Here is a 24,180-nt window from a genome sequence, read left to right as displayed (position 1 = left end):
AACCTTCTCAAGCTTGATACTTCAGTGAAGGCTGGTATCAAGAACAAACGTAAAACCTGTGGCTGGGATGAAGACTATATGATGAAAGTGCTTGGGCTGATTGATTCTTGATCATGTTTTTGCCCTGTCACCCACATAATCGTCATATACTCTCTAGCCACAATCAACCATGGCCTTACCATCCATATATTCAACACAAGCTGGTAGAGCCTGAATAATATTTGCCTCTATAATAGCCACCCAGATCACTGCTTTCAGGAAACAAAATGACCTACCGGGTGGCCATCAACGGCTATGGACGAATCGGCCAGTGCCTGCTTCGGGCGCTATACGAAAACGGTTACCGGCAGACGATAGGGGTCGTGGCCATTAACGAACTGGCCAATATTGAGACCCTGGCCTACCTCACCCGCTATGACACCACCCATGGACGTTTTCCCGCACGGGTTGACTGTGACGGGCAATCCCTTCAAATTGCCAATGATCGCATCCAGGTGTTCAATGAGCCCGATGCCCGTCAGTTAGACTGGACCAGCCTGGACATTGACCTTCTGCTGGAATGCTCCGGATCGTTTAAAGACCGCCAGACCGCTGAACTGCATCTGGAAAGTGGAGCGAAAAGGCTGCTTTTCTCCCAACCGGCACAACCGGATGTGGACGCCACCATCGTCTATGGCATTAATGAAGAAAGGCTGAGAGCGGAGCACCGGGTTGTCTCCAGTGCTTCCTGTACCACCAACTGCATCGTCCCAGTATTGAAAACGCTCAATGACACCCTGGGCATAGAGTACGGCTCCCTGACCACCATTCACTCCGCCATGAATGACCAGCCGGTGATCGATGCCTATCACCAGAACGATCTGAGGCTGACCCGCAGTTCACTGCAATCCATTATTCCTGTGGATACCGGCCTTGCCCGGGGAATCAACCGGCTGTTACCTGAACTGAAAGGTCGCTTCAAAGCCAGTTCAGTTCGGGTGCCTACAATCAACGTGTCGTGTATTGACCTCTGTGTGCAGGTCAACCGGGACACCAGCGAGGCGGAAGTTAACCGTCTGCTGGAGAGCGCAACCTATGGACGGCTTGAAGGCATTATGGGGATCACCAATGAACCCCATGCCTCAGTGGACTTTAACCACGATGCCCGCTCCTGCATTGTGGATGGTACCCAGACCCAAGTGACCGGTCAGCGACTGGTGAGGCTGCTCTGCTGGTTTGATAATGAATGGGGCTTTGCCAACCGGATGCTGGATGTGGCCGGGTACTGGCTGAAAACAGCCAAAAGCTGACCCGTCACTTAAGCACTTACAAACAACATTTATGAACACCACAACACCCCCGGAAATGCCGCTCCATGTTGCCTTTTGTTCACCCTTGAAATAGCCATTGATTCAGGTCAGATGCAGGCTGTAAACCGTATCTGGCGGTGTATTTATATGCTATTGTCCACGGCGATTTCTTATTGCTCCCGCTCATTTCGGGATCAGCATTCCCTGATCCGACCCGGCAGGAAATCACCTCGATACAGCCCCTGGCTTCCCTCAACTGGCGCTGTATTCAAACCCCAGTGAGCGGAGCAGCCTTGAGCAGGCTAAAAGCCCTGAACGTTACAAGAGGACTCTTCATGAACGTTTTGAAAATGACCGATCTGGATCTGGCGGGCAAACGCGTACTGATCCGTGAAGATCTCAATGTTCCGGTAAAAGACGGCAAAGTGACCAGCGATGCCCGTATCCTGGCTTCTCTGCCCACCATCAAACGGGCACTGGAAGCCGGTGCTCATGTCATGGCCACCTCCCATCTGGGGCGCCCCACTGAAGGCGAGTATGACGAGCAGTTTTCCCTGAAACCGGTGGCCGACTACATTGGCGAGCTGCTGGGCAAAGAAGTTCGCCTGATTAAAGACTGGGTTGATGGCGGTTTTGAGGTAGCAGCCGGTGAGCTGGTTATTCTGGAGAACGTTCGTTTCAACAAAGGCGAGAAAAAAGACGACGAAGCCCTGTCCCGTAAAATGGCAGCCCTGTGCGATATCTATGTAATGGATGCCTTTGGTACAGCGCACCGTGCTCAGGCTTCTACCCATGGTGTGGGTAAGTTCGCTGACGTTGCCTGTGCAGGCCCTCTGTTGGCCGGTGAACTGGATGCTCTGGGCAAGGCCATGGATAACCCTGAGCGCCCTATGACCGCAATCGTAGGTGGCTCCAAGGTATCTACCAAGCTGACCGTGCTTGAGTCCCTGTCCAAAGTCTGCGACCAGCTGATCGTAGGTGGCGGCATTGCCAACACCTTCCTGGCCGCTGCTGGCAAGAACGTCGGCAAATCCCTCTATGAAGCAGATCTGATTCCACAAGCTAAAGCCCTGATGGACAAGTGTGATATTCCCATGCCTGTGGATGTGGTCTGTGGCAAGAAGTTTGATGAAAATGAGCCTGCCGTCATCAAATCTGTGGATGAAGTAGAAAACGATGACATGATTTTCGATGTGGGCCCTGAAACCCAGAAGCTGTTTGCCAAAGTACTGACTTCAGCCAGAACCATTCTCTGGAACGGCCCGGTCGGTGTGTTTGAGTTCGACCAGTTCGGTGAAGGCACACACTCCATGTCTCTGGCCATTGCCCAGTCTGACGCCTTTTCCATTGCCGGCGGTGGTGACACCCTGGCGGCCATCGACAAATATCAGATCAAGGATAAAGTCTCCTACATCTCTACCGGTGGCGGAGCTTTCCTGGAATTTGTTGAAGGCAAGGTACTGCCCGCAGTGGCCATGCTGGAAGAGGCCGCCAAACGCTGATCGGTCATTGACCCGGAAGAGAGCTCTGCTCTCTTCCGCCCTCTCTTTTCTCTCCTCCCCTACGGATAGCGGTCAAACCACTATCCTGCATGCCATGAGTCTCATGATAAGCTCTGCGACGATGCTCACACCTTTCCGGTTCAAGACTGTTTCTGGTTCAAGACTGTTCAGGCACAGTTCAAGCTGACGTGCTACCCTTCAGGCGCAGGGCTGGCATCACAGCCAAAGTTTGACAGGCCAAAATGCTTTTATTTGAAAGCGCTGTAAGAATTGCCATTCAGGGTACTGTTATTTGATCACAGATGACCTTTATAATCGGAACTCTTCTGGAACTGACCGGGGAACAGCAGGTTCTGAGGGTCAGGCTCAAGAGGTAGGTGTCTCAAAAGGATTTGCCATGTTATCCAACCATGAAACCCTGATGCCGGGGTGGTATCTGCTCAAGGTTAAGACAAGGGAAGAGTCAAGGGCCGTCAGTAACCTTGAGAACCAGGAATTTGAGGTCTATTGCCCCCTGCTCATTGAGCAGGGCAGGGATATTCCACTTTTTCCGGGGTATTTGTTTGTCCGGCTCAACCAGGATGATCTTGACCGATACCACAAAATCCGCTCAACCCGTGGCGTCAGTGAAGTAGTTCACTTCAACCGGATCAACCAGAAGCTGTTTCAGGAGGGGCGCCTTTCCTCCAGAGACAAGGCCCGGCTGCTGCCCAGGCCCATCCCCTGTGGGGACCAGCTTATTGACCAGATTGAGGCCTACCTCTGGCAGAAAAATGGGGCAAACCCTCAAACCAGGCCAAATTCCGTTATCTTCCAGACCGGAGATAAGGTGTGCTATGACAACCCTCTGTTCAGACACCTGGACAGTACCTTTGTCAAAGGGGTGAATATGGACCGGGGGGTTATTCTGATCCGCTTTATTGAGAGCCTGAGAACCGAAGACGGCGTCGAAGATCAAGTCACCGCAGAGAGAACGGTGGAAGTTCCCCTGAGCCACCTCCGGAAAAAGGCCTGAAAGAACCCTGGTGATGAAGCCTTCAACCCTTTCACAGCTGAAAACAGCGATGCGTGCACTCCCCCAGGGAGCTACCCCTTGTACAGCCACCGCCGATGAGAAAGCCTACTTCCATTTCTATGACCTGAACCCAGAAGATGACAATCCAGATATCCAGCACCGATTTGGCTATGTGGATTGTTGTGATTTTCGCATCGCCTGCCATCACTATATTCACAGGGCAGCCAAGGGCTCGGTTTTTATCCTCCACGGCTATTATGACCATTCAGGTCTGCTCAGCCATATCATCCGTTTTTTCCTTGAGCAGAAATTCAATGTCATGGCCTTCGACCTGCCAGGGCATGGCTTATCCAGTGGCGGCCCCGCCACGATTGAAGATTTTTCAGTCTATCGTCAGGTGCTCGAAAGCCTTCTGACCCAATGTGAGCAGACACTGCCCAAACCCTGGCTGGCTTTTGGGCAGAGCACCGGAGCAGCCATTCTCACTGATTATCTGAACCACCGGGTTAGCCAGAATCAACCCATGCCCTTCAAGCAGTTGATCCTCTCCGCCCCATTGGTGCGCCCTCACTGCTGGCAGCTGGGGCGGATACAACTTTATCTGGCCAGACTTTTTGTCCGTAAAATCCCCAGAACCTTCACGAATAACAGCCGGAACAAAGACTTTCTGAAATTTGCCCACAGCGACCCACTGGCCCCCGGGGTTCTACCCACTCAATGGGTGTCAGCCCTTGATCGGTGGATACGGCACATTGAGTCCTCAAAGCTGATCATTCCCATCCGCCCCCTGATTATCCAGGGATCCGATGACCGCACCGTGGATGCTGAACACAACCTGAATGTTCTGAACCGACTCTATCAGTCGCCGGAAGTATTATGGCTCAAGAATGCCCGGCATCACCTGCCCAATGAATTGAAAGAAACCCGGGACCACTATATGAAGTGGCTGGCAGACGCTCTTCACCGCTCGTCATTATGAATACTGATTTCTCAAAGCAGAGTCAGTGGAAGCGTATTCCACAAACTCCCACTCCATACCGTTCCTGTCGTAGTAATAGTGGCGACGCCGATACTGGCTCTCTTCACGAAAACTGACGTCTTCTTCATAGCCCGCCGCTTTCAGCCGCCGGTCGATTGAATCAAGATCGTCCGTGACAAAACCGATGTGATTCAACCCATTCCCTTCATAATTATCCTCAATGCCCTGGTCCTTATTCTCATTCAAAGCCAGGTAAGTCTGCACAGTACCAACATGTACCCAGCGACGTTGAGTATCCGCTGTCTCTCCACCTCCTCTGACAGCAAACTCCGGAAATGCTGCTCCAAGAAAACGGAGCGCTTCATCAATGGATGGCACCGTAAGGTTGGCGTGTTCAAGGTACATATTCATCGTCACCACCTCTCTTTAATTTATAAATATTTTTATTTACATATCAAGAGTACGCGTACCCCTTTATTTTGTAAAGCAATTTATTTACTAATTAGATTATCCTTCATATACTGCAGCTATCACAGACCGCAGGAAAGCCATGAAACCTCAGGATCGAATCCTTCAACAACTGAAAACCAAAGGACCACAAACCGCTGTAGAGCTGGGGAAAACCCTGAATATCACCAGCATGGGTGCCCGTGGGCATCTGGAACGCATGGCAGAACAAGGCCTGGTTGATAGCAGGGAAGTCCGCAGTGGAGTCGGGCGTCCAAGAAAGACATGGCACCTGACCGACCTTGCCCAGTCACACTTCCCGGATCGTCACGATCAACTGACCAGCGATATCATCGTTTCCGTTCGTGAAGTCTTTGGTGAGCAGGGACTTGATCAACTGATCCAACACAGAGAACAGACGACAGAGAAGCTTTATCAAGGGGAGCTGGCCAGCTGCCCCACACTGGAAGAAAAACTGGCAGCCCTGGTCGATATCCGCAGCCGAGAAGGTTATATGGCCCACTATGAGATAGAAGACAATGGATTTCTTTTTATCGAAAACCACTGCCCTGTCTGTGCTGCGGCCAGGTCCTGCCAGGGTTTCTGCCGCTCTGAACTGAAGGTTTTCCAGAACCTCTTTGCCAACATCGCCCACGTAAAACGCACGGAATACATCCTTGAAGGAGCACGTCGCTGCGCTTACCGGATTGAACCAACAGGAAATCAGAATTAATGAAATACATTGGTGCCCATGTCAGCGCCGCTGGAGGAGTTGAGAATGCCCCGGTCAATGCCCACAAACTGGGGGCCACCGCTTTTGCCCTGTTCACCAAGAACCAGAGACAATGGCAGGCCAAGCCACTGACGGAAAAAAGCATCGCCCTTTTTCAAGAACGGTGTCAGCAGTATGGGTTCAAACCGGAACAGATCCTTCCCCACGACAGCTACCTGATCAACCTTGGCCACCCGGAACAGGAAGCCCTGGAGAAATCACGCCATGCTTTTATTGATGAAATGGAACGCTGCATGCAGCTTGGGTTGGACCGGCTGAACTTTCACCCGGGCAGTCATCTGAGAAAAATAGATATCAGCCTTTGCCTGAGTCGCATCGCAGAGTCCATAAACCGGGCTCTGGATAAAACCGATGGAGTGACGGCGGTTATTGAAAATACGGCAGGTCAGGGCAGTAACCTGGGCTGGCGCTTTGAAGAGCTGGCAGAAATGATCGATCAGGTGGAAGACAAAACCCGAATTGGCGTCTGCCTGGACACCTGCCACACGTTCGCTGCCGGTTACGACCTTCGCACAAAGGAGGCCTGCCAGAATACCTTTGACGAATTTGATCGGGTGGTTGGATTCGGCTACCTGAAAGGCATGCACCTGAACGACTCAAAAACGGAGTTGGGCTCAAGAAAAGACCGACACCACAGCCTTGGTCAAGGGGAGATTGGCTGGGAGGTGTTCCGCTTTATCATGGCAGATAGCCGCTTCAACCACATTCCCATGGTACTGGAAACCATCGACGAGACCCTCTGGTCCGATGAAATCCAGGCCCTGAAAATGATGGCTGCCTGAACCTGGCTTTATTCAGCTCTTTATTCAGCGATGGAAACTGCAGAGGCCTGGTGCTCATGGATGTACACCAGCTCAGCCGCTTCCAGCGCTGCACTGCCTGCGAGAGACAAAACGAAAAATAAAACGAGTTTGGAGGTCAGTTTTTCGAAAGCCTTATACATTGTACTCTTCTCCTCCGGGCCAGGTGAAAACCTGTTTAACCCGCTTAATAAATCATGATCAACCTATCGGGTCTGGCGACTGGTTACTATTAAACAGCGCCCGCAACCACCAGGCTATTCAAAAAGTTATATAGCCCGGAAAAACAATTTTTATACCCGCGCCACCTTTCTCATACAAAAAAGACAAAACCTTTGAATTTCAATTGGTTGCAACGCACTTTCTGCAAACAGGCTGTTTTTGTCAGTAAAACTAACACTGGTGTTATAGGAATTCCGGCCGGTTTTAACTAATTTGCCCATCAAATTTAAAACAAACGTTTGAATCAATTTCAACAGGAAAAGAACAATGTGTATATCCAGCTTCCAAGGCATATCACCCGACAGTCTGCCTGGTCTCTATCACAAAGGGCAAACAATGATGGGATCCACTGATTCCCTGGACTCAACCACCTCTACATCATCCATAAGCAGTAATGACTCAGGAGTCTTCCTGAAGCCAGAACGGGCAAGCCAGGCATCGATGGTCACAGACAGACCAATCACAGGCCGTTCTGCTGTCCGCATTCGAATGCTCGGAGCAGGCCCTGTGGCCGAATGGACAGCGGTTCTTACCAAAGCAAGAAACCCGGATGCGGACATCGAACTGTATGAAAAAAGAGCAGGCTATATCCGAAACCATACGGTCAACATTGATGACCACTGCTTTGATTCACTGGATACGTTCAACCATCCGGTTATCAATCCCCGTTTAAAGCAGCTCAGGGACAAAATCCGCTCCAACAATGGCAAAATCGGCTGTAAAGAATTCGAAACCGAGTTAAAGAGCATTGCTCTGGCTGCCGGGATAAAAGTACACGCTGGTGATGAATTCGAGGCCATCGCCATCTCTGGTGACAAACTCTGGTTAAAAGGCGGGCCTGGTGGCCCTGTCGGTATTGACTATGATGTCCTTGTCTGTGCCGACGGTGCCCATTCAAAAGCCAGAAAAGCCATGGCAAAAATGGCGGATACCCCAGATGGTGAAGAGGCCACCATTAATTTTTCCCACCTGCCCAGAGAAGATGACAACTCCGAGTTTGCCAGAAACGAAAAAATGCAATATCGGGTGAGGGTGAAATACAAAGTGGAAGGTGAAGCTCGCAGACTCTCCAGAACCTGGGGTGACTTTTTCCGTTATGCCTATGCCAGCTTCAAACTTATGCTCTCTCCGGTCAGTGAGCAGATCAGTACCGCTGACAGCAATAATCAGAGGGAAGTCACTGTTGACTTCTTTATCTCAGAAGAAGAATACAAAAGTCTTGCGGGTTACAACCTGAAAACGGCCGCAAACCTGGAGACGGCGGGGGTTGCCCCCAGCCTGATCAAAAAAATAAAGCAGTGGCAGGAAATTAAAAGCCACTGTCGTGGAGAGGTGCAAATAGCTGGAAGTGAGGAAATCACCCCTTATTACCTTTCTTTCTTCCACGCCCGAAAAGTTCAGTTGGTAACCGCCAGTAAAAAGCTCATTTTACTGGCCGGTGATGCCAAAACCGCCCTTCCTTACTGGAGGTCTCTGAACAATGGCCTGGTCACTGAAGCCGAGCTGGCAAAACACCTGGCCGCTGTCACCCATGAAACCCTGCCAGAAGTAGGCAAAGCCCATGAAACCTGCGCCAACAAACACGCCTGGATTGAGATCGGCAAGGCGAAAGTCAAAAACTTTTGTGTTAATGCCGCCAACCTTTATTTAAAAGTGAGCAACGCTGTGCCCTGGCAGATAAACTTCTGGAGCTCATCCAGAGTCCGCCAAATGCAACTGGCCCAGAGAAGTGTTTCTGTAGTTGGGTAAGGATAAGAGTAACTGACGACGAACGTCGCCAGCTACACAGGGAAAGAAGGGTCAGAACTGCTTCAGAATTTTATCAACACTGTCGTGGGCATCGCCGAACAGCATGCTGGAGTTCTCACGAAAGAACAGTGGGTTCTGCACTCCAGCATAACCCGTAGCCATAGAGCGTTTGAAGACAACCACCTGGCCTGCCTCCCAGACACGCAGAACCGGCATGCCCGCAATCGGGCTATTTGGATCTTCCATGGCTGCCGGATTCACCGTATCGTTAGCACCTATGACCAGAACCGTATCGGTATCGGTGAAATCGTCATTCAGTTCATCCATCTCTTCGACGATATCATAAGGCACCTTTGCTTCTGCCAGCAGAACGTTCATATGGCCAGGCAGGCGTCCAGCCACCGGGTGTATCCCAAAGCGAACTTTGACCCCCTGGGCACGCAGCTTGTTCACCAGCTCCCTCACCGGATGCTGGGCCTGGGCAACGGCCATGCCATAGCCGGGAGTAATAATGACGCTGGAAGAGTTTTTCAGCATTTCAGCCACCTCTTCCGCACTGGTTTCGGTGTACTCGCCCTGCTCCCCTTCAGCGGCCACAGTACCACCCTCGGTTCCAAATCCACCCAGAATCACGGAAATGAACGAACGATTCATGGCCGCACACATCAGGTAAGACAGAATCGCCCCGGAAGAACCCACCATGGCACCGGTAATAATCAGCAGATTGTTACCCAGCATAAAGCCGGTCATGGCAGCCGCCAGTCCAGAGTAGGCGTTCAGCATGGATACCACTACGGGCATATCGGCCCCACCAATCCCGAGTACCAGGGTGACACCAAAGATAAAGGCGAAGACCACCACCAGCACCAGCGCGAGAATGCTGTGCTGCTGGACAAAAACCACCCCCATCAAAATGGACAGAGCCAGAACGACGAGATTGGTCCAGTGACCGCCGGGAAGAGAAACCGGACGGCTGGGTATTTTTCCTTGCAGTTTAAGGGCTGCCACAATAGAACCGCTGAACGTCACTCCACCGATAATAATTCCAATGAAAATCTCGGAACTGTGAATCAACTGTTCAGTGGATGAAACCAGGTTGGTCAGCTGTGCCGCCAGAGACTCATTGACTTCCAGTGCGCTGGCAAAGCCAATCAGCACCGCAGCCAGGCCGCCAAAACCATTGAGAATCGCCACCAGCTGGGGCATTTCCGTCATCTGAACCTTGAGGGCAAGGTACAGACCAACCCCGGCACCCACAATCATGCACAGGGTGACCAGAGTAATACCGGCAATATGGGCATGGCCCAGGGTTGCCAGTACCGCAACCACCATCCCGATAATCCCATATACATTGCCATTTCGGGCGGTATCCTGGCGACTCAGTCCCGCCAGGCTCATAACAAACATCAATGCAGCGACCAGGTAAGCCGCCACCAGTAATCCTTCAGACATTGCTTGCGACTCCTGTTAATCCAGACGGAACATCTTGAGCATCCGCTGGGTAACAGCGAACCCACCGACAATATTGATCATTGCCACGGTAATCGCGATGCCCGACAGAGCCAGAATAATAGAGTTATCACTGCCCAGCTGCACCAGACCACCCACGACGATGATGCCACTGATGGCATTGGTCACACTCATCAAGGGCGTGTGCAAAGCAGAAGTGACGTTCCAGATCACGTAATAGCCGACAATGGATGCCAGAACGAATACGGTGAAGTGTTCAAGAAAGCTGGTAGGAGCGGAGTTCGCCACAAAGCCAAACAGCAGCGCACCGGCAGCCATCAACACAGGTTTCAGCCAGGGGCGTGGCTTTGGCTCTTCTTTTACTTCTTCCGGCTTTCCTGAAGAAGAGGGTTCCGCAGCCGCAGGTGCTGCACTGACTTTAACCGGGGGAGGAGGCCAGGTAATCTCGCCCTCACGAATCACCGTAAGACCCCGGATCACCTCATCTTCAAAATCAATGTTGATCTGGCCATCCTTGCCTGGACAGAGCAGCTTCATCAGGTTCACCAGATTGGTGCCATAAAGCTGTGAAGACTGGGTAGGCAGACGGCTTGGCAGATCGGTATAACCGATAATGGTTACACCGTGTCGTACAACCACCTCATCCTTTTCCGTGCACTCACAGTTGCCCCCGGTCTGGGCAGCAAGGTCCACTATCACACTGCCTGGCTTCATGGCTTTCACCATATCTTCCAGGATCAGTTTCGGTGCCGGACGGCCTGGAATCAGGGCCGTGGTTATGATGATATCCACCTCTCTGGCCTGCTCCATGAACAGGGCCATTTCGGCGTCAATAAACGCCTGGCTCATCTCCTTGGCGTAACCATCAGAGGAGTCCTGCTCCTCTTCATAGTCCAGCTCAAGGAATTCAGCCCCCATGCTCTCCACCTGTTCCTTCACCTCAGGACGGGTATCAAAAGCACGGACAATGGCTCCCATACTGCCAGCAGCGCCGAGAGCCGCAAGACCGGCAACACCGGCACCAATAACCAGAACCTTGGCCGGGGGAATTTTACCCGCCGCCGTGATCTGACCATTAAAGAAGCGGCCAAAGTGGTGTGAGGCCTCAACAACGGCACGATAACCACCGATATTGGCCATGGAGCTGAGGGCGTCCAGGGACTGGGAACGGGATAACCGGGGAACACTGTCCAGGGCCAGCACATTGATATTGCGCTGACTCAGCTTATTCATCAGTTCTTCATTCTGGGCAGGCCAGATAAAACTGGCCAGTGTCGAACCCTCTTTCAGAAGCGCAATCTCGTCATCCAAAGGTGCATTCACCTTCATGACGATATCAGAACTCCAGACTTCATCACGGCCAGCAATCTGAGCCCCCGCCTGGATAAATGCCTCATCGCCAAAGCTGGCCCTCTGCCCGGCGCCACCTTCAACCACTACTTCAAACCCAAGCTTCTGCAGCTTGCCCACCGTATCCGGCGTTGCCGCCACCCTGTTTTCACTTTCCTGGAGCTCTCCAGGGATACCTATACGCATAATGTTCACCTAGCTGGGAAACGATACCGAAAGTATTTCCATCCAGTGCCAAAGCTGGATCAGCGTACAATAGCCATCTATCAGGCGTGATTGTTCTGGCCCAGAATTAATTATTCTCCGTGTTTTTCCCACCAACACCTACAGGAGGGGCTCCGGCAACAGAGTGCCAGAAAAAGTGAGAGCGCATTCCCGTCAAGCCACCATAGGCGATATCGTCAGCTCATCTCGCAACATACAGATAACGACAGAGCCTGGGAGAACTGCATCTCAAAGCAAATAAGGCGCAGGCAGGGACCCCCTTCCCCGGGGTCCGGTAGTGTCAGACATAGTATGTTATTTTCTAAAAAAGTGACAATTCACAAGGGTTATACGAACAATTACTTATTTTTATTCCAACCTAATCTGTAATGTGTCGGAACAAACCGCTCAACACTGCGTTTCTTGTGAAGTATCCAAAGTAAGGAGCGTTTTTGGGCAAAAAAACCGGTGAAAAAATAATCTTTGCTTCGGTGGGTTTGTTTAGAAAACAGTCAATACCAACGGCTTTATAAGGTCATGATTTTTAACTTTGCTTGCCCAAAGTCAAAAAAATGTAGAAAAACAAGCCTGCCTGATCAACTCACACTGGAGTTCTATCCACTCTAGCCAGCTACATCAGACAGGCGTGTCGTCTTGGAAATTCTCTGAAGAACCGATTATCTCATGGTCACAAACTCTTCCGCTGAGGTCGGGTGGATAGCCACAGTATTATCAAAGTCCGCTTTGGTGGCCCCCATTTTCAGAGCCACAGCAAACCCCTGAAGCATTTCATCGGAGCCATGACCGATGCAGTGAATACCCACAATTTTTTCTTCCTCACCCACAGTTACCAGTTTCATCCGGGATGGCTGGCGGTGACTGGTAAGCGCGCTGTACATGGCGGTAAAGCCACTGGTATAGACTTTTACATTATCTTCACCGTGTCGTTCAATAGCCTCACTCCCTGTCAGGCCCACAGTACCAATGGTTGGGTGGCTGAACACTACAGTAGCCACATTGTCGTAATTCAGATGTTCTTCCGGCTTGTTATTAAACAAGCGCTCAGAAAGACGACGCCCTGCTGCTACCGCTACTGGCGTCAGTTCAATCTTGCCAATATTGTCTCCAACCGCATAAATACCTTCTACATTGGTATTCTGCAACTTATCCACAGGGATATAGCCCTTCGCATCGGTGTTCACACCTGCCGCTTCAATATTAATGCCTGCTGTGTGAGGCTTACGACCAACCGCCCAGATCACAGTATCCACATTCAGGCTGTTACCATTTTCCAGGCACACCGTCAGGCTACCGTCCTCTTCTTTTATGATCTCTTTAGGAATGGAGTGTGTATGAAGTTTCGGACCTTCCGCCTCCATGATCTCGACCAGGGTGTCCGACAGCATGTCATCAAAACTGCGCAGAGGCTTGTGCTTACGAACCAGCAGATGTGTTTCACTGCCAAGCGCATGCAATACTCCCGCCAGCTCCACAGCAATGTAGCCAGCACCCAATACCGCGACTCGACCTGGACGCTCTTTCAATTCAAAGAAGCCATCGGAATCAATCCCGTACTCAGCACCGGGAATCTCTGGAATCAGCGGCTCCCCTCCGGTGGCGATGGTGATATGGTCAGCTGTGTACTGCTCACCGTTTACCTCAACCGTTCTGGCATCAATAAAACGTCCATAGCCGTTAATGACAGTGATTTTATTATTTCCCAGAACACGCTCATAGGAAGCATGAATCCGGCTGATATAAGCTTCACGACTGTCTACCAGCTTGCTCCAACTGAAACTTTTCAGCTGTTCCTCAAGGCTGACATCAAACCCATAATCCGGTCCATAACGAAAGGCATCGGCGACCTGTCCAGCAAACCACATGGCTTTTTTGGGCACACACCCAACATTTACACAGGTTCCACCAAGATGCTTTGCCTCAATCAGCCCAACCTTCTGGCCATACATCGCTGCACGATTTGCGGTAGCAATACCGCCACTGCCGCCACCAATAACCAGATAATCAAAGTGCTGAGAAGTCGTCATGTTCTTTTCCCGGTCTGTACCAAAATCATTGGCTGTGAATTATGTCGCTACTTTACTCTATATGGGTCCAGAGACTGAAATAAAACACTAGCAGCCTGTCGGGCTTATGCTTTCGAGCATAAAATTCAGTAGAACGAGTCAAATCTTTCGATGAATTCGTGCGAATAGTGAGCCTATTTAATCGAATTCATCGAAAGATTAGGCCGTTCTTTCTGGATTTTAGGCCGAAATTGTCGTACGTCCGACAGACTGCTAGGGTCGACAACTATCAGACAGCAGGTTCTCCTGCAGAAGCATCTGCAACCCAACAAGAAAGCAAAGACTGTTACGTATATACCGAAGGTAACATGCCACAGGAAACGCTGTAACAGAAACACAGCAGGGTAGGTGGGATAAGGAAGCAGCTTACCCATTAAAGAGCCCACTATTACCAAGGCTTACAACGCCTTTTACAAAAAACTGGCACAGCATTTGTATATAGTCAGGCGAGCACGAGAATCGCCGACCCAGAATAATAATAACAATGGCGGCATCCAGGCCTGAAATAATAACAATAACAACAGGCAGGGAGACTCAAGCAGACAGGTTTACCGGATACCGGAAGGTAGCCAACAATAAGGATTCCCCTGTGGGGAAAGGACGCTGAGAAGACTGACTGAACCTGGCAACAGGTGACCAAAGGCAGTGCGAGCGACCAAGCATGGAAGAGATAAAGCGCATCTCTGTTAGCCTGTAAACCTGTCTGCTTGTTATTTTTACCCCCCCCCCTGAAAACACCCCATTACAACAACAAGTCAGACGTCGCTTTTAATTTGCACGACAATATTATTTTGATCTATGCAGGCGCCCTGATGGTTCAGGATCAGCGACACGAACGACTTATGCAGTTTATCATCCCAAACAACCTCCCACTGCGCCAACCCCGGTTTGTTACCCCAACGAAGCAAAGTTACGTAACAATACTTACCAGGTAACAGATTATCCCAGGTCGCACAGGGCGATTGATCGTCAGATTTTTATTACCCCCTTATGAACAGAGGGTTTCAGGCAGGCTTAACTAAGTTGGCACAATTACTGTATATACTCAGGCGAAAACAAAAAACGCCACAAAATAACAACGATAATAATGGCGATACCTGACCACTAATAACAATAATACCCGGTCGGACACTCAAGCAGATAGGTTTACAGGATACCTGACAGTTACCAGCTGACAGGTAAACGGGATGTCAAAAAGATTGCCGCTGACGTCAGTCAGCACGCCTCAAAAAAGAGGCAGAAGGCAGCGGGGACAGACTGGAGACCTGTTAACCACTCTCTTTTCAGGAGAGATAATAATAACAAAAAAGGTGACCGGTAGCCTGGAAACCTATCTGCTTAAATCCTTTTATCATAAAAACAGAAAAAGCAGCTCTCACCTCAGTGAAAACCGCTCTCCTGCTTTAGCTCTCTAAAACGTGCCTGAGAACACTTAGCAATCCGACATGTGGATCCGGCGATATTCCGGGCTCCAGCGCTTGGCACGAACCTTCGCTTCCAGTTCCGTCTGCTCACATTCAGGAGCCAGCCCGTCTTTCTGAGCCTGGCGGGCAACGGCCATGGCAATTTCACAAGTCACCTGTTGAATGCGATCCAGCAGAGGCAGAAGAGGCGCTTCCGGATCCATTACTGCCGGAGATGCCATGGCCAGAGTTTCTACCGCAGCATCCAGCATGCCATCAGACACTCTTTCCGCTCCGCTGGCCAGCACACCCAGACCAAGCCCCGGGAAAATATAGATATTGTTGCACTGGGCAATGGGGTAACTGTTGCCATTAAACTCAACAGGCTCGAAGGGGCTGCCCGTGGCAATCAGGGCACGGCCTTCTGTCCACTCAATAATGTCTTCCGGTGTGGCTTCCACCTGACTGACAGGGTTTGACAGAGGGAAAATAATGGGCCGCTCGTGATTGGCAGCCATCTTTTCAATCACTTCCCGGGTGAACAGCCCTGGCTGGCCAGAGACTCCAACAATGGCATCCGGCTGGGCATGGGTCACTACTTCCAGCAATCCAGGGTTACCTTCGCAGTCCCAGTCAGCAAAATCTTCACCGCGCTGAACCAGTTTCTGCTGGAATGGCCTTAGCCCTTCCATGCTGTCATTGACCAGACCGTCCCGGTCCACCATGAAAATCTGCTTGCGAGCCTGCTCGTCGGTCAGACCCCGCCCCACCATCAAGCGAATTAACTGCTCAGCAATACCGCAGCCTGCAGAACCTGCACCCAGGAAGGCGACCTTCATCTCTTCCAGAGACTTACCCGCCGCTCTTGCTGCAGCCAGCAGGGAGGCGCCAGTGACCCCCGCAGTCCCCTGAATATCATCGTTGAAGCAGCAGAGCTCATCCCGATAAGTTTCCAGCAGCGGCGTAGCATGGTTGATGGCAAAGTCTTCAAACTGAAGCAGCGCTTTTGGCCAGCGACGCTTTAGGGCACGAATAAAACTTTCAACAAAACTGAAATACTCTTCTTCCCCAATACGCTCATGGCGCCAGCCCAGATAATTCGGGTCTGCCAGCAGCTGCCGGTTATTAGTACCGCAATCCAGCACAATAGGCAGCGACTTGTTGGGCGAAATCCCGCCCACAGCACTGTAGAGAGAGAGCTTACCGATGCAGATGCCCATGCCGCCAACACCCTGGTCGCCCAGCCCCAGGATACGCTCACCGTCCGTCACCACAATCACTTCAATGTTGCGACGGAAATTGGCCAGCATGGCATCCATCTTGTCGCGCTCAGGGTATGAAATGTAGAGACCACGGGGGCGACGATAAAGGTCACTGTATCGCTGACAGGCCTGCCCCACTACGGGCGTATAAATAATAGGCAGCATTTCCTGCAGGTGGCGCTGCAGCAAAGCATAAAACAGGGTTTCGTTGGTATCCTGAAGGGAGCGGAGATAAATATGCTTGAGAATCGGCGTAGGCTTGATCACAAACGACTTGTAAGCACGACGACACTGCTCTTCCATTGTCTCCACCCTCGGGGGCAGCAAACCATGGAGATCCAGCTCACTGCGCTCTTCCGAAGAAAAAGCAGTGCCCTTGTTCAACAGGGAGTTTTCCAGCAGCAGGCGTCCGGTCAGGCCTGTGTGGATGCATTGGTCGTATTCGCTCATTGTTAGTCCGTGAGATTTCAGCCAGGAAGGTGCCAGCAAACTGTTCATTCTTTATTCAAACAGATTCACTGGCAGGGGCAAAGGATAATCCTTCCTGTGGTCACTGACTAAACGGAATAACCGAAATGATCATTGAATAACAGAACTGTTTACGAAACAACGGATGGGCAATTCAACTCACAGCAACTGACAGGTTCAGACCTTGTAATGCTGCAACTGTTACCCGATTCGGGTCGTTTCTACCCACACCCCAGAAAAAGTAACAACCTTTAGAGCAGTTATTGAACAAAGCGACAACTGTTTTTTACCTACCCCTCTTCGGCAAACACGTATCTCGCGGCGTCAGGGTATTCTTGCCAAAAGTTGGCATACCCCTTGTATAAGCATAAGCAACAAGAACAAAAGTACCACAACAATAACAATAACCGGGTTAACCCTCTGACTGAAATAAAAACGACAACCGGTCAGAAATAACAAGTGGATATTGGCAGGGTGCTTTTTTGTGGCATCAGATCCAACAGGGAAGCCAGTCAGGCAGACGAAGATCGCTGAACACCGCCAAGAGTGAAAGCGGCAGGGCAGAGCTGGCGACAGGGAAGTATAAAAAACCATTGGTCGCACAGCCTGCAATACCTTTCTCTTATGATTCAGAAGAAGAAACCGTTTGAGCCTTTGTTGCCAGCTTTGATCGACGAAGCTGTGACAACAGCATTCCCATCATCATCAGACCACACCCCAGTATTCCCCTGGGACCTAGCTGTTCATCCAGAATCAACCATCCTCCCAATACGGCAAAAACCGCTTCCAGGCTCATTATAATCGCCGCATGGGAAGAAGCAGCATCCCGCTGGGCAATCACCTGGATGGTAAAGGCCACACTGGTGGACAACACTCCGGTGTATAGAAGAGGAACCAGACTGTTGATGATAGCCTCAATATGGATGGGCTCATAAATCAGGGCAACCACCAGACTGCAAACCGCGGTCATCAGAAATTGCTGCAATGACAACTGCAAAGGGTGCACTCTTCGGGACAGCCAGCCAATCAAGAGTATCTGAATTGCATACATCACCGCAGAGCCCAGAGTCAGCACGTCTCCACGATTAAAAGACATGCCCTCCTTGACGGTCAGAAAATAGAGCCCAGACAGTGCAATCGCCCCACCCAGCCAGGTGGCAGGCCGGGTTGCATGGCCCAGAGCCATTCCCAGAACCGGTACCAGAATGATATAAAACCCGGTAATAAATCCTGAATTGCCTGCCGTCGTATACAGCAGCCCCACCTGCTGAAGCGAGGACGCCATGAACAGTACCACTCCCGTGACCGGCCCCCACACCCTCAACAAACGACGATCATAGGCTTTCTTTGATTGAGAACCCTGCTGAATATTACGTTTTGAGCGACGCTCGAGGAAAAAATACACCGGAAGCAGCGACAGAAAACCCAGAGCAAAACGGCAGGCATTAAATAGAAAAGGACCCAGGTGATCCATTCCCTTGATCTGGGCCGTGAAGGCAACCCCCCAGATGGCCGCGACCATCAATAGCAGAATATCTGCCCGAAGCGCTTTAGTTTTCACAAAAAAACTGATCCTCAGGGTACTGGTCAACCAGCCCCGATCTATTCGTTATATTTCAAGAACCAGGAATTGTGCCACTACCCTCAGGCAAAGGAAATCGGCCATGGACTAAGTCAGAGTAGCGCAATACCATTACTGACAATAATGAACCGGACCTCAGCCCCATCCCATGACCGATAAACAGGAAACCTGCTGCTCGTTTTTACCGGAAATGTCCGGGAAAGATATGACCCGGCTGGCCAGAATCTTTCAACTGCTGGGAGACACCAAGCGGTTGCAGTTGGTCATCGCCTGCCTGGAAGAGCCACAACCCGTCTGCTGTCTTTCCGATCTTTCAGGCATGTCCCAACCCCTGACCAGCCACCACCTCAGAAGCCTCCGGGAAGCAAGAATTCTGAAATCCACCCGCCGGGGTAAGCAGGTACTCTATGAGCTGGACGATCACCATATCCGGCATGTCATCCTCGACCTCGCCAGTCATGTCCAGGAACATGATTGAGCCTTCAGCCAAATAAAAGCTTTCAGTCCAATAAAAAAACCTCAGATAAGCCCCATGGGGGCTGTTCCTTCCCTTTTTTCCACTGCCATCCAGCGCCAGTCTCTCAAGCCTCCGGCCAGAAACCAGAATCACCACAAGTCCAGACAGCATGTGTAAAGCAGGATCACTCCTTGACGCCTCAAATATATAAATTTATATTTATATAAAATCAAACTTATATCTGCAGCCTGCAATGAGGTACACCATGTCCTGCAGCTCAACTCAATCCACCAGCGCTCTTCAAAACAAAGAGCAAGAACAAGAGGGTGTCACAGCCCGTAACGGCTGCAACCAGGCGTCCTGCTGCAGCAACGGCCAATCTCAAGCTGACCCGGCACCTGAATCCGGCATTTCCCGAGACCGCTCCTCTGTTCGTTACAGCTGGATCATTGCAGGGATGGACTGCCCAAGCTGCGCAGCAAAAGTTGAAAATGCGGTGAAAGGCCTGGAGGGGGTTACACAGGCGCGGGTCACCTTTGCCACTGAACGGCTTCTGGTCACAGCCAACGGCCAGCCGGAAACCCAGGAGCGGGTGATGAAAGCCGTCAGGGAAGCCGGGTTCTCTGTTAAATCCTCTGATGAAGAGAATGCCACCGCCCCCTCTGGCATTTTCAGAAAGTACTGGCGAATTGTCGTACTGGCCAGCCTGATGCTCGCAGCAACTCTGCTGCAAACGCCTTTTCCAGTGGTTGGAAAAACACTGTTCTATCTCGCAACCCTCTGGGGTCTCTATCCAATAGCCACCCAGGCCATCAAACTGGCCAGAAGCGGAAGCCCTTTCTCCATTGAAACCCTGATGGGCATCGCCGCCGTTGGCGCTCTTTTCCTGGGAGAAACCGTTGAAGCCGCCATGGTGCTTCTGCTGTTTATGATTGGGGAACACATGGAGGCTTTCGCGGCTGGCCGCGCCCGGAAAGGGGTGCAGAAACTCATGGAGCTGACACCGGATACCGCCTGGCGGCTCAGTGCCAGCGGTGAACGGCAGGAAGTGCCCGCCTCCAGCCTGATACCCGGTGATACCATTGAAATATTGCCTGGTAGTCGTTTACCTGTCGATGGCGAGCTGTTAACAGCTCATGTGAGCTTTGATGAAAGCGCCCTGACCGGAGAGTCCATCCCTGTTGAACACGATACCGGCGACAAAGTGATGGCAGGCTCTCTGTCGGTAGACCGGGTGGCCCGCCTGAGAGTCATCTCGGAGCCGGGAGAAAGCGCTGTCGACCGGATCATTCGCCTGATTGAGGAGGCAGAAGAGCGAAAGGCTCCGGTAGAACGGTTTATAGACGCTTTCAGTCGCTGGTATACACCGTTAATGATGGCCATTGCCGTTCTTGTAGCGACCCTTCCTCCCCTCGCTTTTGGCGGGTCATGGACAGAGTGGATCTACAAGGCCCTGGCTCTGCTGCTGATTGCCTGCCCCTGCGCACTGGTCATCTCAACACCCGCGGCTGTCACATCCGCCCTGGCCACCGCCACTCGAACCGGAGCACTCGTTAAAGGCGGTGCCGCCCTGGAGCAGCTTGGTTCTGTGGCCACCGTCGCCTTCGATAAAACCGGAACGTTAACAGAGGGCAAACCCGGAGTAACGGAGGTGCATGCCTTTACAGGCTCGGAAGCGTCCATTCTTCGTATGGCCGCTGCCGTTGAACTGGGCTCCACCCACCCATTGGCAAAAGCCATCGTCGCCCGAGCCCAGGCGCTTGAGATAGCGCTTCCAGAGGCAGAGAACGTGGAAGCCAGGGCTGGACTGGGCGTTCAGGGCACGGTCAAACAACAGACGGTCATTGTGGGGTCCCCTCGCCACCTTAAAACCATCATTGATCAGACTCCTGGCGCCAATGACGTCCTGGAGCGATTGGAAAACCAGGGCAACACCCTGGCTGTGGTGACCATTGAGGAGCAACTGGCTGGTATGATTGCCCTGAGGGACAGCCTGCGCAGCGATGCAAAAGCGACCATCGCCTCCCTGAAGTCCCTGGGGATCCAGAGCGTGATGCTCACCGGTGACAATCCCAGAGCCGCGGCGGCCATTGCCGGACAACTGAATATGGATTATCGGGCCGGACTGCTTCCGGGGGACAAGTCATACACTATTGAGTCCCTGAGGCAGAAAGGGAAGGTTGCCATGGTGGGGGATGGAATCAATGACGCCCCCGCTCTGAAAGCAGCGGATATCGGCATCGCCATGGGCTCAGGGGCGGACGTGGCCCTGGAAACCGCAGACTGTGCCCTCACCCATAACCGGGTTCAGGAACTATCGAACCTTATTGGCCTGTCACGTTCTACAATGTCCATTATCCGCCAGAACATTGCCCTTGCCATTGGCAGCAAAGCGATATTTCTGGTGACAACACTGCTTGGCCTTACCGGCCTCTGGGTAGCGGTGCTGGCTGACACAGGTGCTACCGCGCTGGTCACAGCCAATGCCCTCAGGCTTCTGCGAAAACGCTCTTCGAAACAGCCTTGAGTTAATAAACAATCTGGAGCTGGGAAAGGGTGGTTGGAGTGCCAGGGCAACCACCCTTTCCGGCTGACGGCATTTTCACCCTCATAAAGGCATCCTTTCATGCGCCAACCCATTCGTTCTGCACTGTTGATAATGGCAGCTATCACAACGTCATCGGCAGCAAAAGCAGCACCCGTGCCTGCACTTTCAACCACCAGTGACAGCGTTCTGTTTTCTTACCAGGGGAAAGATTACCGGCTCAAAGACCTGCAGCCCTGGTTGCAGCAGTCGTTTTATGACGCCCAGGTGAAAGCAAAACAGAGCATGGAGCAAATTCTGAATCAGGCCATGGTTGAGATGTATGTTGAACAGATGGCCACTCAAACCAACCGTTCCATAGACGACATTCGCACAGAGCTCTTCAGGGCGGAAGTGGTCACTCAAAGTGAAATTCAACAGGTTTATGACCAATTGAAAGACCGGATAGGTCTGCCCCTGAAAGAGGTGGAGGCCCGCATCCGCCAGGAGCTGGAAAATGAAAAGCGGCAGATGGCCATTCGGGCACTGATCCAGAGGGTTAGAAAAGAAACCGGTTTTATCAGCAAACTGTCAGAACCGGAGGCCCCCACTTTTGCCATAGACCTGAAACCCTACCCCTTTAAAGGGTCTGCCAAAGCCAATATTACTGTGGTTGAGTTTGCTGACTATAACTGTGGCTACTGCCGGAAAAGCAAACCGGAAATCGACAAGGTAATGAAACAATACAGAGACAAGGTCAAGCTGTATTACGTAGATTTTCCGGTCACCGAAAAAGGCATTCCCGGCAGCACTACTCAAACAGCCCGTGGGGCCTACTGTGCTGGCAAACAGGGTAAATTCTGGGCTTACCATGACCTGGCTTACAAAGAGCCGGTGACAATGAACACTGCCGGGAAGCTGGCAAAAACCCTGAAACTGGATGAGAAATCATTCCAGGCCTGCCTGAACTCAAAAGCATCGGGCAAGTTCGTGGCTGACTCCGTCAAACTGGCAGATAAACTGGGCGTTAATGGCACCCCCACCCTGTTTATCAATGGAAAGCGCCTGCATACCCACGATGCCGGCAAAGACCTGAAAGTGGAAATTGAAAAATTGCTCAGTCAAAAATAACCGTTCGAGGTGGGGGACAATCGGCCCCCATTGATGCAAGGAAAGTAAAATGGGAAGTCCCGTGATATCATTCATGGCCAAAATGAATCGCAGCACACTCAAGCCATGACAGAAATACAGCCTATCACCCAAAGCGATTACCCGGAGCTTCTTGAGGTCTGGGAAAAGTCGGTTCGCGCCACCCATCACTTTCTGGATGAAGCCGATATTGCCTCCCTGAAGCCTCTGATTTTGCATCAGTATTTTGATGCAGTAACCTTACACTGCATTAAAGATGAGAACGACAAAATCCAGGGTTTCTGTGGCGTAGCGGATGGCAACCTTGAAATGCTCTTTGTTGACCCTGACTGCCATGGCACCGGAGTAGGAAAACGCTTATGCCAATACGCTATTGAGGTTATGAAAATCACCAGAGTGGATGTAAATGAGCAAAATCCCCAGGCAATGGGTTTTTATGAACATATGGGATTTTCAATGGTCAGTCGCTCCCCTGTAGATGGGCAGGGCAAGCCCTTTCCCCTGCTCCATTTGAAGTTATCCCGTGCATCATGAAACCCGTCACTCCTGACCTGAAGGACTCCTGTGAATTAAATCAACCAGCTTTTTGAAAAACCAGAGTCCATTGGCAGGGGGTCATTGTTGACGGCCCTGCCAATCCCCTCGTGACAGGCCTCCAAAGTCATGGCCTGGGCTTTCTCCAGATCTTTGCATCCTTCTTTGGGGAAACAGACCCGTAACCTGCACAGCCCAGGCCAGCAACATTCCTTAATATGGAGTCAAAAGCCCTTTTTGATGCCAGAAACAGGCTTTGGAAGTGAACTATAATGACAGCCTGTGATCTACATCTTATTATCACATCCTAGGTTGTTCATTTTGCGGTCCTCTCAATTAAAGCTCCACTGCTTGTTTTCAGCGGCACTGTTTATCTTCCTGAAAGCGATTGTTCCTGTTGCAACCGCCAGAGAAGAAGCTGCTCAGCCCTTCAGTGAAGCAACTGAGTCCCCTCAGGAGAGCCTGAAAACCTGGCTTCAGACTGAACAATCGGCCCTTCCGATGGCAGACACCCTCAATCCCACAACCAGCACTCCCGTTGAACAAACGGGGCTCGTGTCTGGCTTCTCATCCAGTGAAATTCGGAACCGGATTTCAGGCGGTGAAGGGGAGGATCAAAAAAGCTATCAGCAACGGATCTATAACAAGTTAAAACCAGGAACCTGCCTGCCACTGAAAAACGTTGAAGATCGGATTTATTGGTTCATGAACCATGAGGTTGAGCGACATGCCTCATTTCAACATCATAAGCAAAATAACCACCCTGGCTACCAGGGCAAAAACATGATCAAGAATCAATCAGCCCAAGCACTTTCATCATATAGTCTTCATCCCAGCCACAGGTTTTACGTTTGTTCTTGATACCAGCCTTCACTGAAGTATCAAGCTTGAGAAGGT

Annotated in this window: 18 protein-coding genes; 11 read left to right on the top strand and 7 right to left on the bottom strand. The window is 51.3% G+C overall.

Annotation, left to right across the window (positions count from 1 at the left end; translation table 11 throughout):
* The first annotated feature begins 266 nt into the window (after window positions 1-266).
* The 4 genes from ACNRUY_RS20865 (at window position 267) to ACNRUY_RS20850 (ending at window position 4,785) form a co-directional block, all read left to right on the top strand.
* Complete coding sequence (locus tag ACNRUY_RS20865) at window positions 267-1,289, top strand: type I glyceraldehyde-3-phosphate dehydrogenase (protein WP_488113597.1); 1,023 nt, start codon at window positions 267-269, stop codon at window positions 1,287-1,289.
* Window positions 1,290-1,624: 335 nt separating this feature from the next.
* On the top strand, window positions 1,625-2,791 hold the full coding sequence (locus tag ACNRUY_RS20860; protein WP_488113596.1) for a phosphoglycerate kinase: 1,167 nt from the start codon (window positions 1,625-1,627) through the stop codon (window positions 2,789-2,791).
* Window positions 2,792-3,188: 397 nt separating this feature from the next.
* On the top strand, window positions 3,189-3,806 hold the full coding sequence (locus tag ACNRUY_RS20855; RefSeq protein WP_488113595.1) for a transcription termination/antitermination NusG family protein: 618 nt from the start codon (window positions 3,189-3,191) through the stop codon (window positions 3,804-3,806).
* Between the two features lie 13 nt (window positions 3,807-3,819).
* Entirely contained in the window at window positions 3,820-4,785 is a 966-nt protein-coding gene (locus ACNRUY_RS20850) for an alpha/beta hydrolase (RefSeq protein WP_488113594.1), read from the top strand.
* Here the strand turns inward: ACNRUY_RS20850 and ACNRUY_RS20845 are convergent.
* Window positions 4,780-5,196: a VOC family protein gene (locus ACNRUY_RS20845; protein WP_488113593.1), complete on the bottom strand. Its 417-nt coding sequence runs from the start codon at window positions 5,194-5,196 to the stop codon at window positions 4,780-4,782. The two genes, ACNRUY_RS20850 and ACNRUY_RS20845, sit on opposite strands and share 6 nt — an antisense overlap.
* 139 nt (window positions 5,197-5,335) lie before the next feature.
* On the opposite strand from ACNRUY_RS20845, the gene ACNRUY_RS20840 reads away from it, so the two are divergent.
* Together ACNRUY_RS20840 and nfo are read left to right on the top strand one after the other, a co-directional pair.
* Window positions 5,336-5,965, top strand: a complete 630-nt coding sequence (locus ACNRUY_RS20840) for a helix-turn-helix transcriptional regulator (protein WP_488113592.1) — start codon at window positions 5,336-5,338, stop codon at window positions 5,963-5,965.
* Window positions 5,965-6,807, top strand: a complete 843-nt coding sequence (nfo, locus tag ACNRUY_RS20835; protein WP_488113591.1) for a deoxyribonuclease IV — start codon at window positions 5,965-5,967, stop codon at window positions 6,805-6,807. Before ACNRUY_RS20840 ends, nfo begins: the two co-directional genes overlap by 1 nt.
* A gap of 20 nt (window positions 6,808-6,827) precedes the next feature.
* On the opposite strand, the gene ACNRUY_RS20830 is transcribed toward nfo, so the two are convergent.
* The gene (locus ACNRUY_RS20830; protein WP_488113590.1) at window positions 6,828-6,968 is read right to left on the bottom strand and encodes a hypothetical protein; all 141 of its coding nucleotides are present in this window, start codon (window positions 6,966-6,968) and stop codon (window positions 6,828-6,830) included.
* A gap of 415 nt (window positions 6,969-7,383) precedes the next feature.
* On the opposite strand from ACNRUY_RS20830, the gene ACNRUY_RS20825 reads away from it, so the two are divergent.
* Window positions 7,384-8,796, top strand: a complete 1,413-nt coding sequence (locus tag ACNRUY_RS20825) for a hypothetical protein (RefSeq protein ID WP_488113589.1) — start codon at window positions 7,384-7,386, stop codon at window positions 8,794-8,796.
* Between the two features lie 51 nt (window positions 8,797-8,847).
* Here ACNRUY_RS20825 and pntB read toward each other — a convergent pair whose 3' ends face one another.
* From pntB to ACNRUY_RS20800, 5 genes are all read right to left on the bottom strand, one after another.
* Window positions 8,848-10,248: a Re/Si-specific NAD(P)(+) transhydrogenase subunit beta gene (pntB, locus tag ACNRUY_RS20820; RefSeq protein ID WP_488113588.1), complete on the bottom strand. Its 1,401-nt coding sequence runs from the start codon at window positions 10,246-10,248 to the stop codon at window positions 8,848-8,850.
* A 15-nt stretch (window positions 10,249-10,263) separates the two neighbouring features.
* The gene (locus ACNRUY_RS20815) at window positions 10,264-11,802 is read right to left on the bottom strand and encodes a Re/Si-specific NAD(P)(+) transhydrogenase subunit alpha (RefSeq protein WP_488113587.1); all 1,539 of its coding nucleotides are present in this window, start codon (window positions 11,800-11,802) and stop codon (window positions 10,264-10,266) included.
* 695 nt (window positions 11,803-12,497) lie between these two features.
* On the bottom strand, window positions 12,498-13,865 hold the full coding sequence (gorA, locus tag ACNRUY_RS20810) for a glutathione-disulfide reductase (RefSeq protein ID WP_488113586.1): 1,368 nt from the start codon (window positions 13,863-13,865) through the stop codon (window positions 12,498-12,500).
* A gap of 1,471 nt (window positions 13,866-15,336) precedes the next feature.
* Window positions 15,337-17,019, bottom strand: coding sequence for an NAD-dependent malic enzyme (locus tag ACNRUY_RS20805; RefSeq protein ID WP_488113585.1), 1,683 nt, complete (start codon window positions 17,017-17,019; stop codon window positions 15,337-15,339).
* Window positions 17,020-17,659: 640 nt separating this feature from the next.
* A complete protein-coding gene (locus tag ACNRUY_RS20800) occupies window positions 17,660-18,598 on the bottom strand; it encodes a DMT family transporter (protein WP_488113584.1) in 939 nt (312 codons plus the stop codon).
* A 169-nt stretch (window positions 18,599-18,767) separates the two neighbouring features.
* Between ACNRUY_RS20800 and ACNRUY_RS20795 the strand changes: the two genes are divergently transcribed.
* The 4 genes from ACNRUY_RS20795 to ACNRUY_RS20780 all read left to right on the top strand — a co-directional run bounded on the left by ACNRUY_RS20795 (window position 18,768) and on the right by ACNRUY_RS20780 (window position 23,283).
* The gene (locus tag ACNRUY_RS20795) at window positions 18,768-19,097 is read left to right on the top strand and encodes an ArsR/SmtB family transcription factor (RefSeq protein ID WP_488113583.1); all 330 of its coding nucleotides are present in this window, start codon (window positions 18,768-18,770) and stop codon (window positions 19,095-19,097) included.
* 244 nt (window positions 19,098-19,341) lie between these two features.
* The gene (locus ACNRUY_RS20790) at window positions 19,342-21,603 is read left to right on the top strand and encodes a zinc/cadmium/mercury/lead-transporting ATPase (RefSeq protein WP_488113582.1); all 2,262 of its coding nucleotides are present in this window, start codon (window positions 19,342-19,344) and stop codon (window positions 21,601-21,603) included.
* Between the two features lie 99 nt (window positions 21,604-21,702).
* Window positions 21,703-22,731 (top strand): DsbA family protein, encoded by a 1,029-nt coding sequence (locus tag ACNRUY_RS20785; protein WP_488113581.1) that lies wholly within the window; start codon window positions 21,703-21,705, stop codon window positions 22,729-22,731.
* 105 nt (window positions 22,732-22,836) lie between these two features.
* On the top strand, window positions 22,837-23,283 hold the full coding sequence (locus ACNRUY_RS20780) for an acetyltransferase (protein ID WP_488113580.1): 447 nt from the start codon (window positions 22,837-22,839) through the stop codon (window positions 23,281-23,283).
* Window positions 23,284-24,180: the final 897 nt, after the last annotated feature.

The sequence above is a fragment of the Endozoicomonas sp. Z74 genome (genome assembly GCF_057680865.1).
This window is presented reverse-complemented; position numbering and strand designations above follow the sequence as displayed.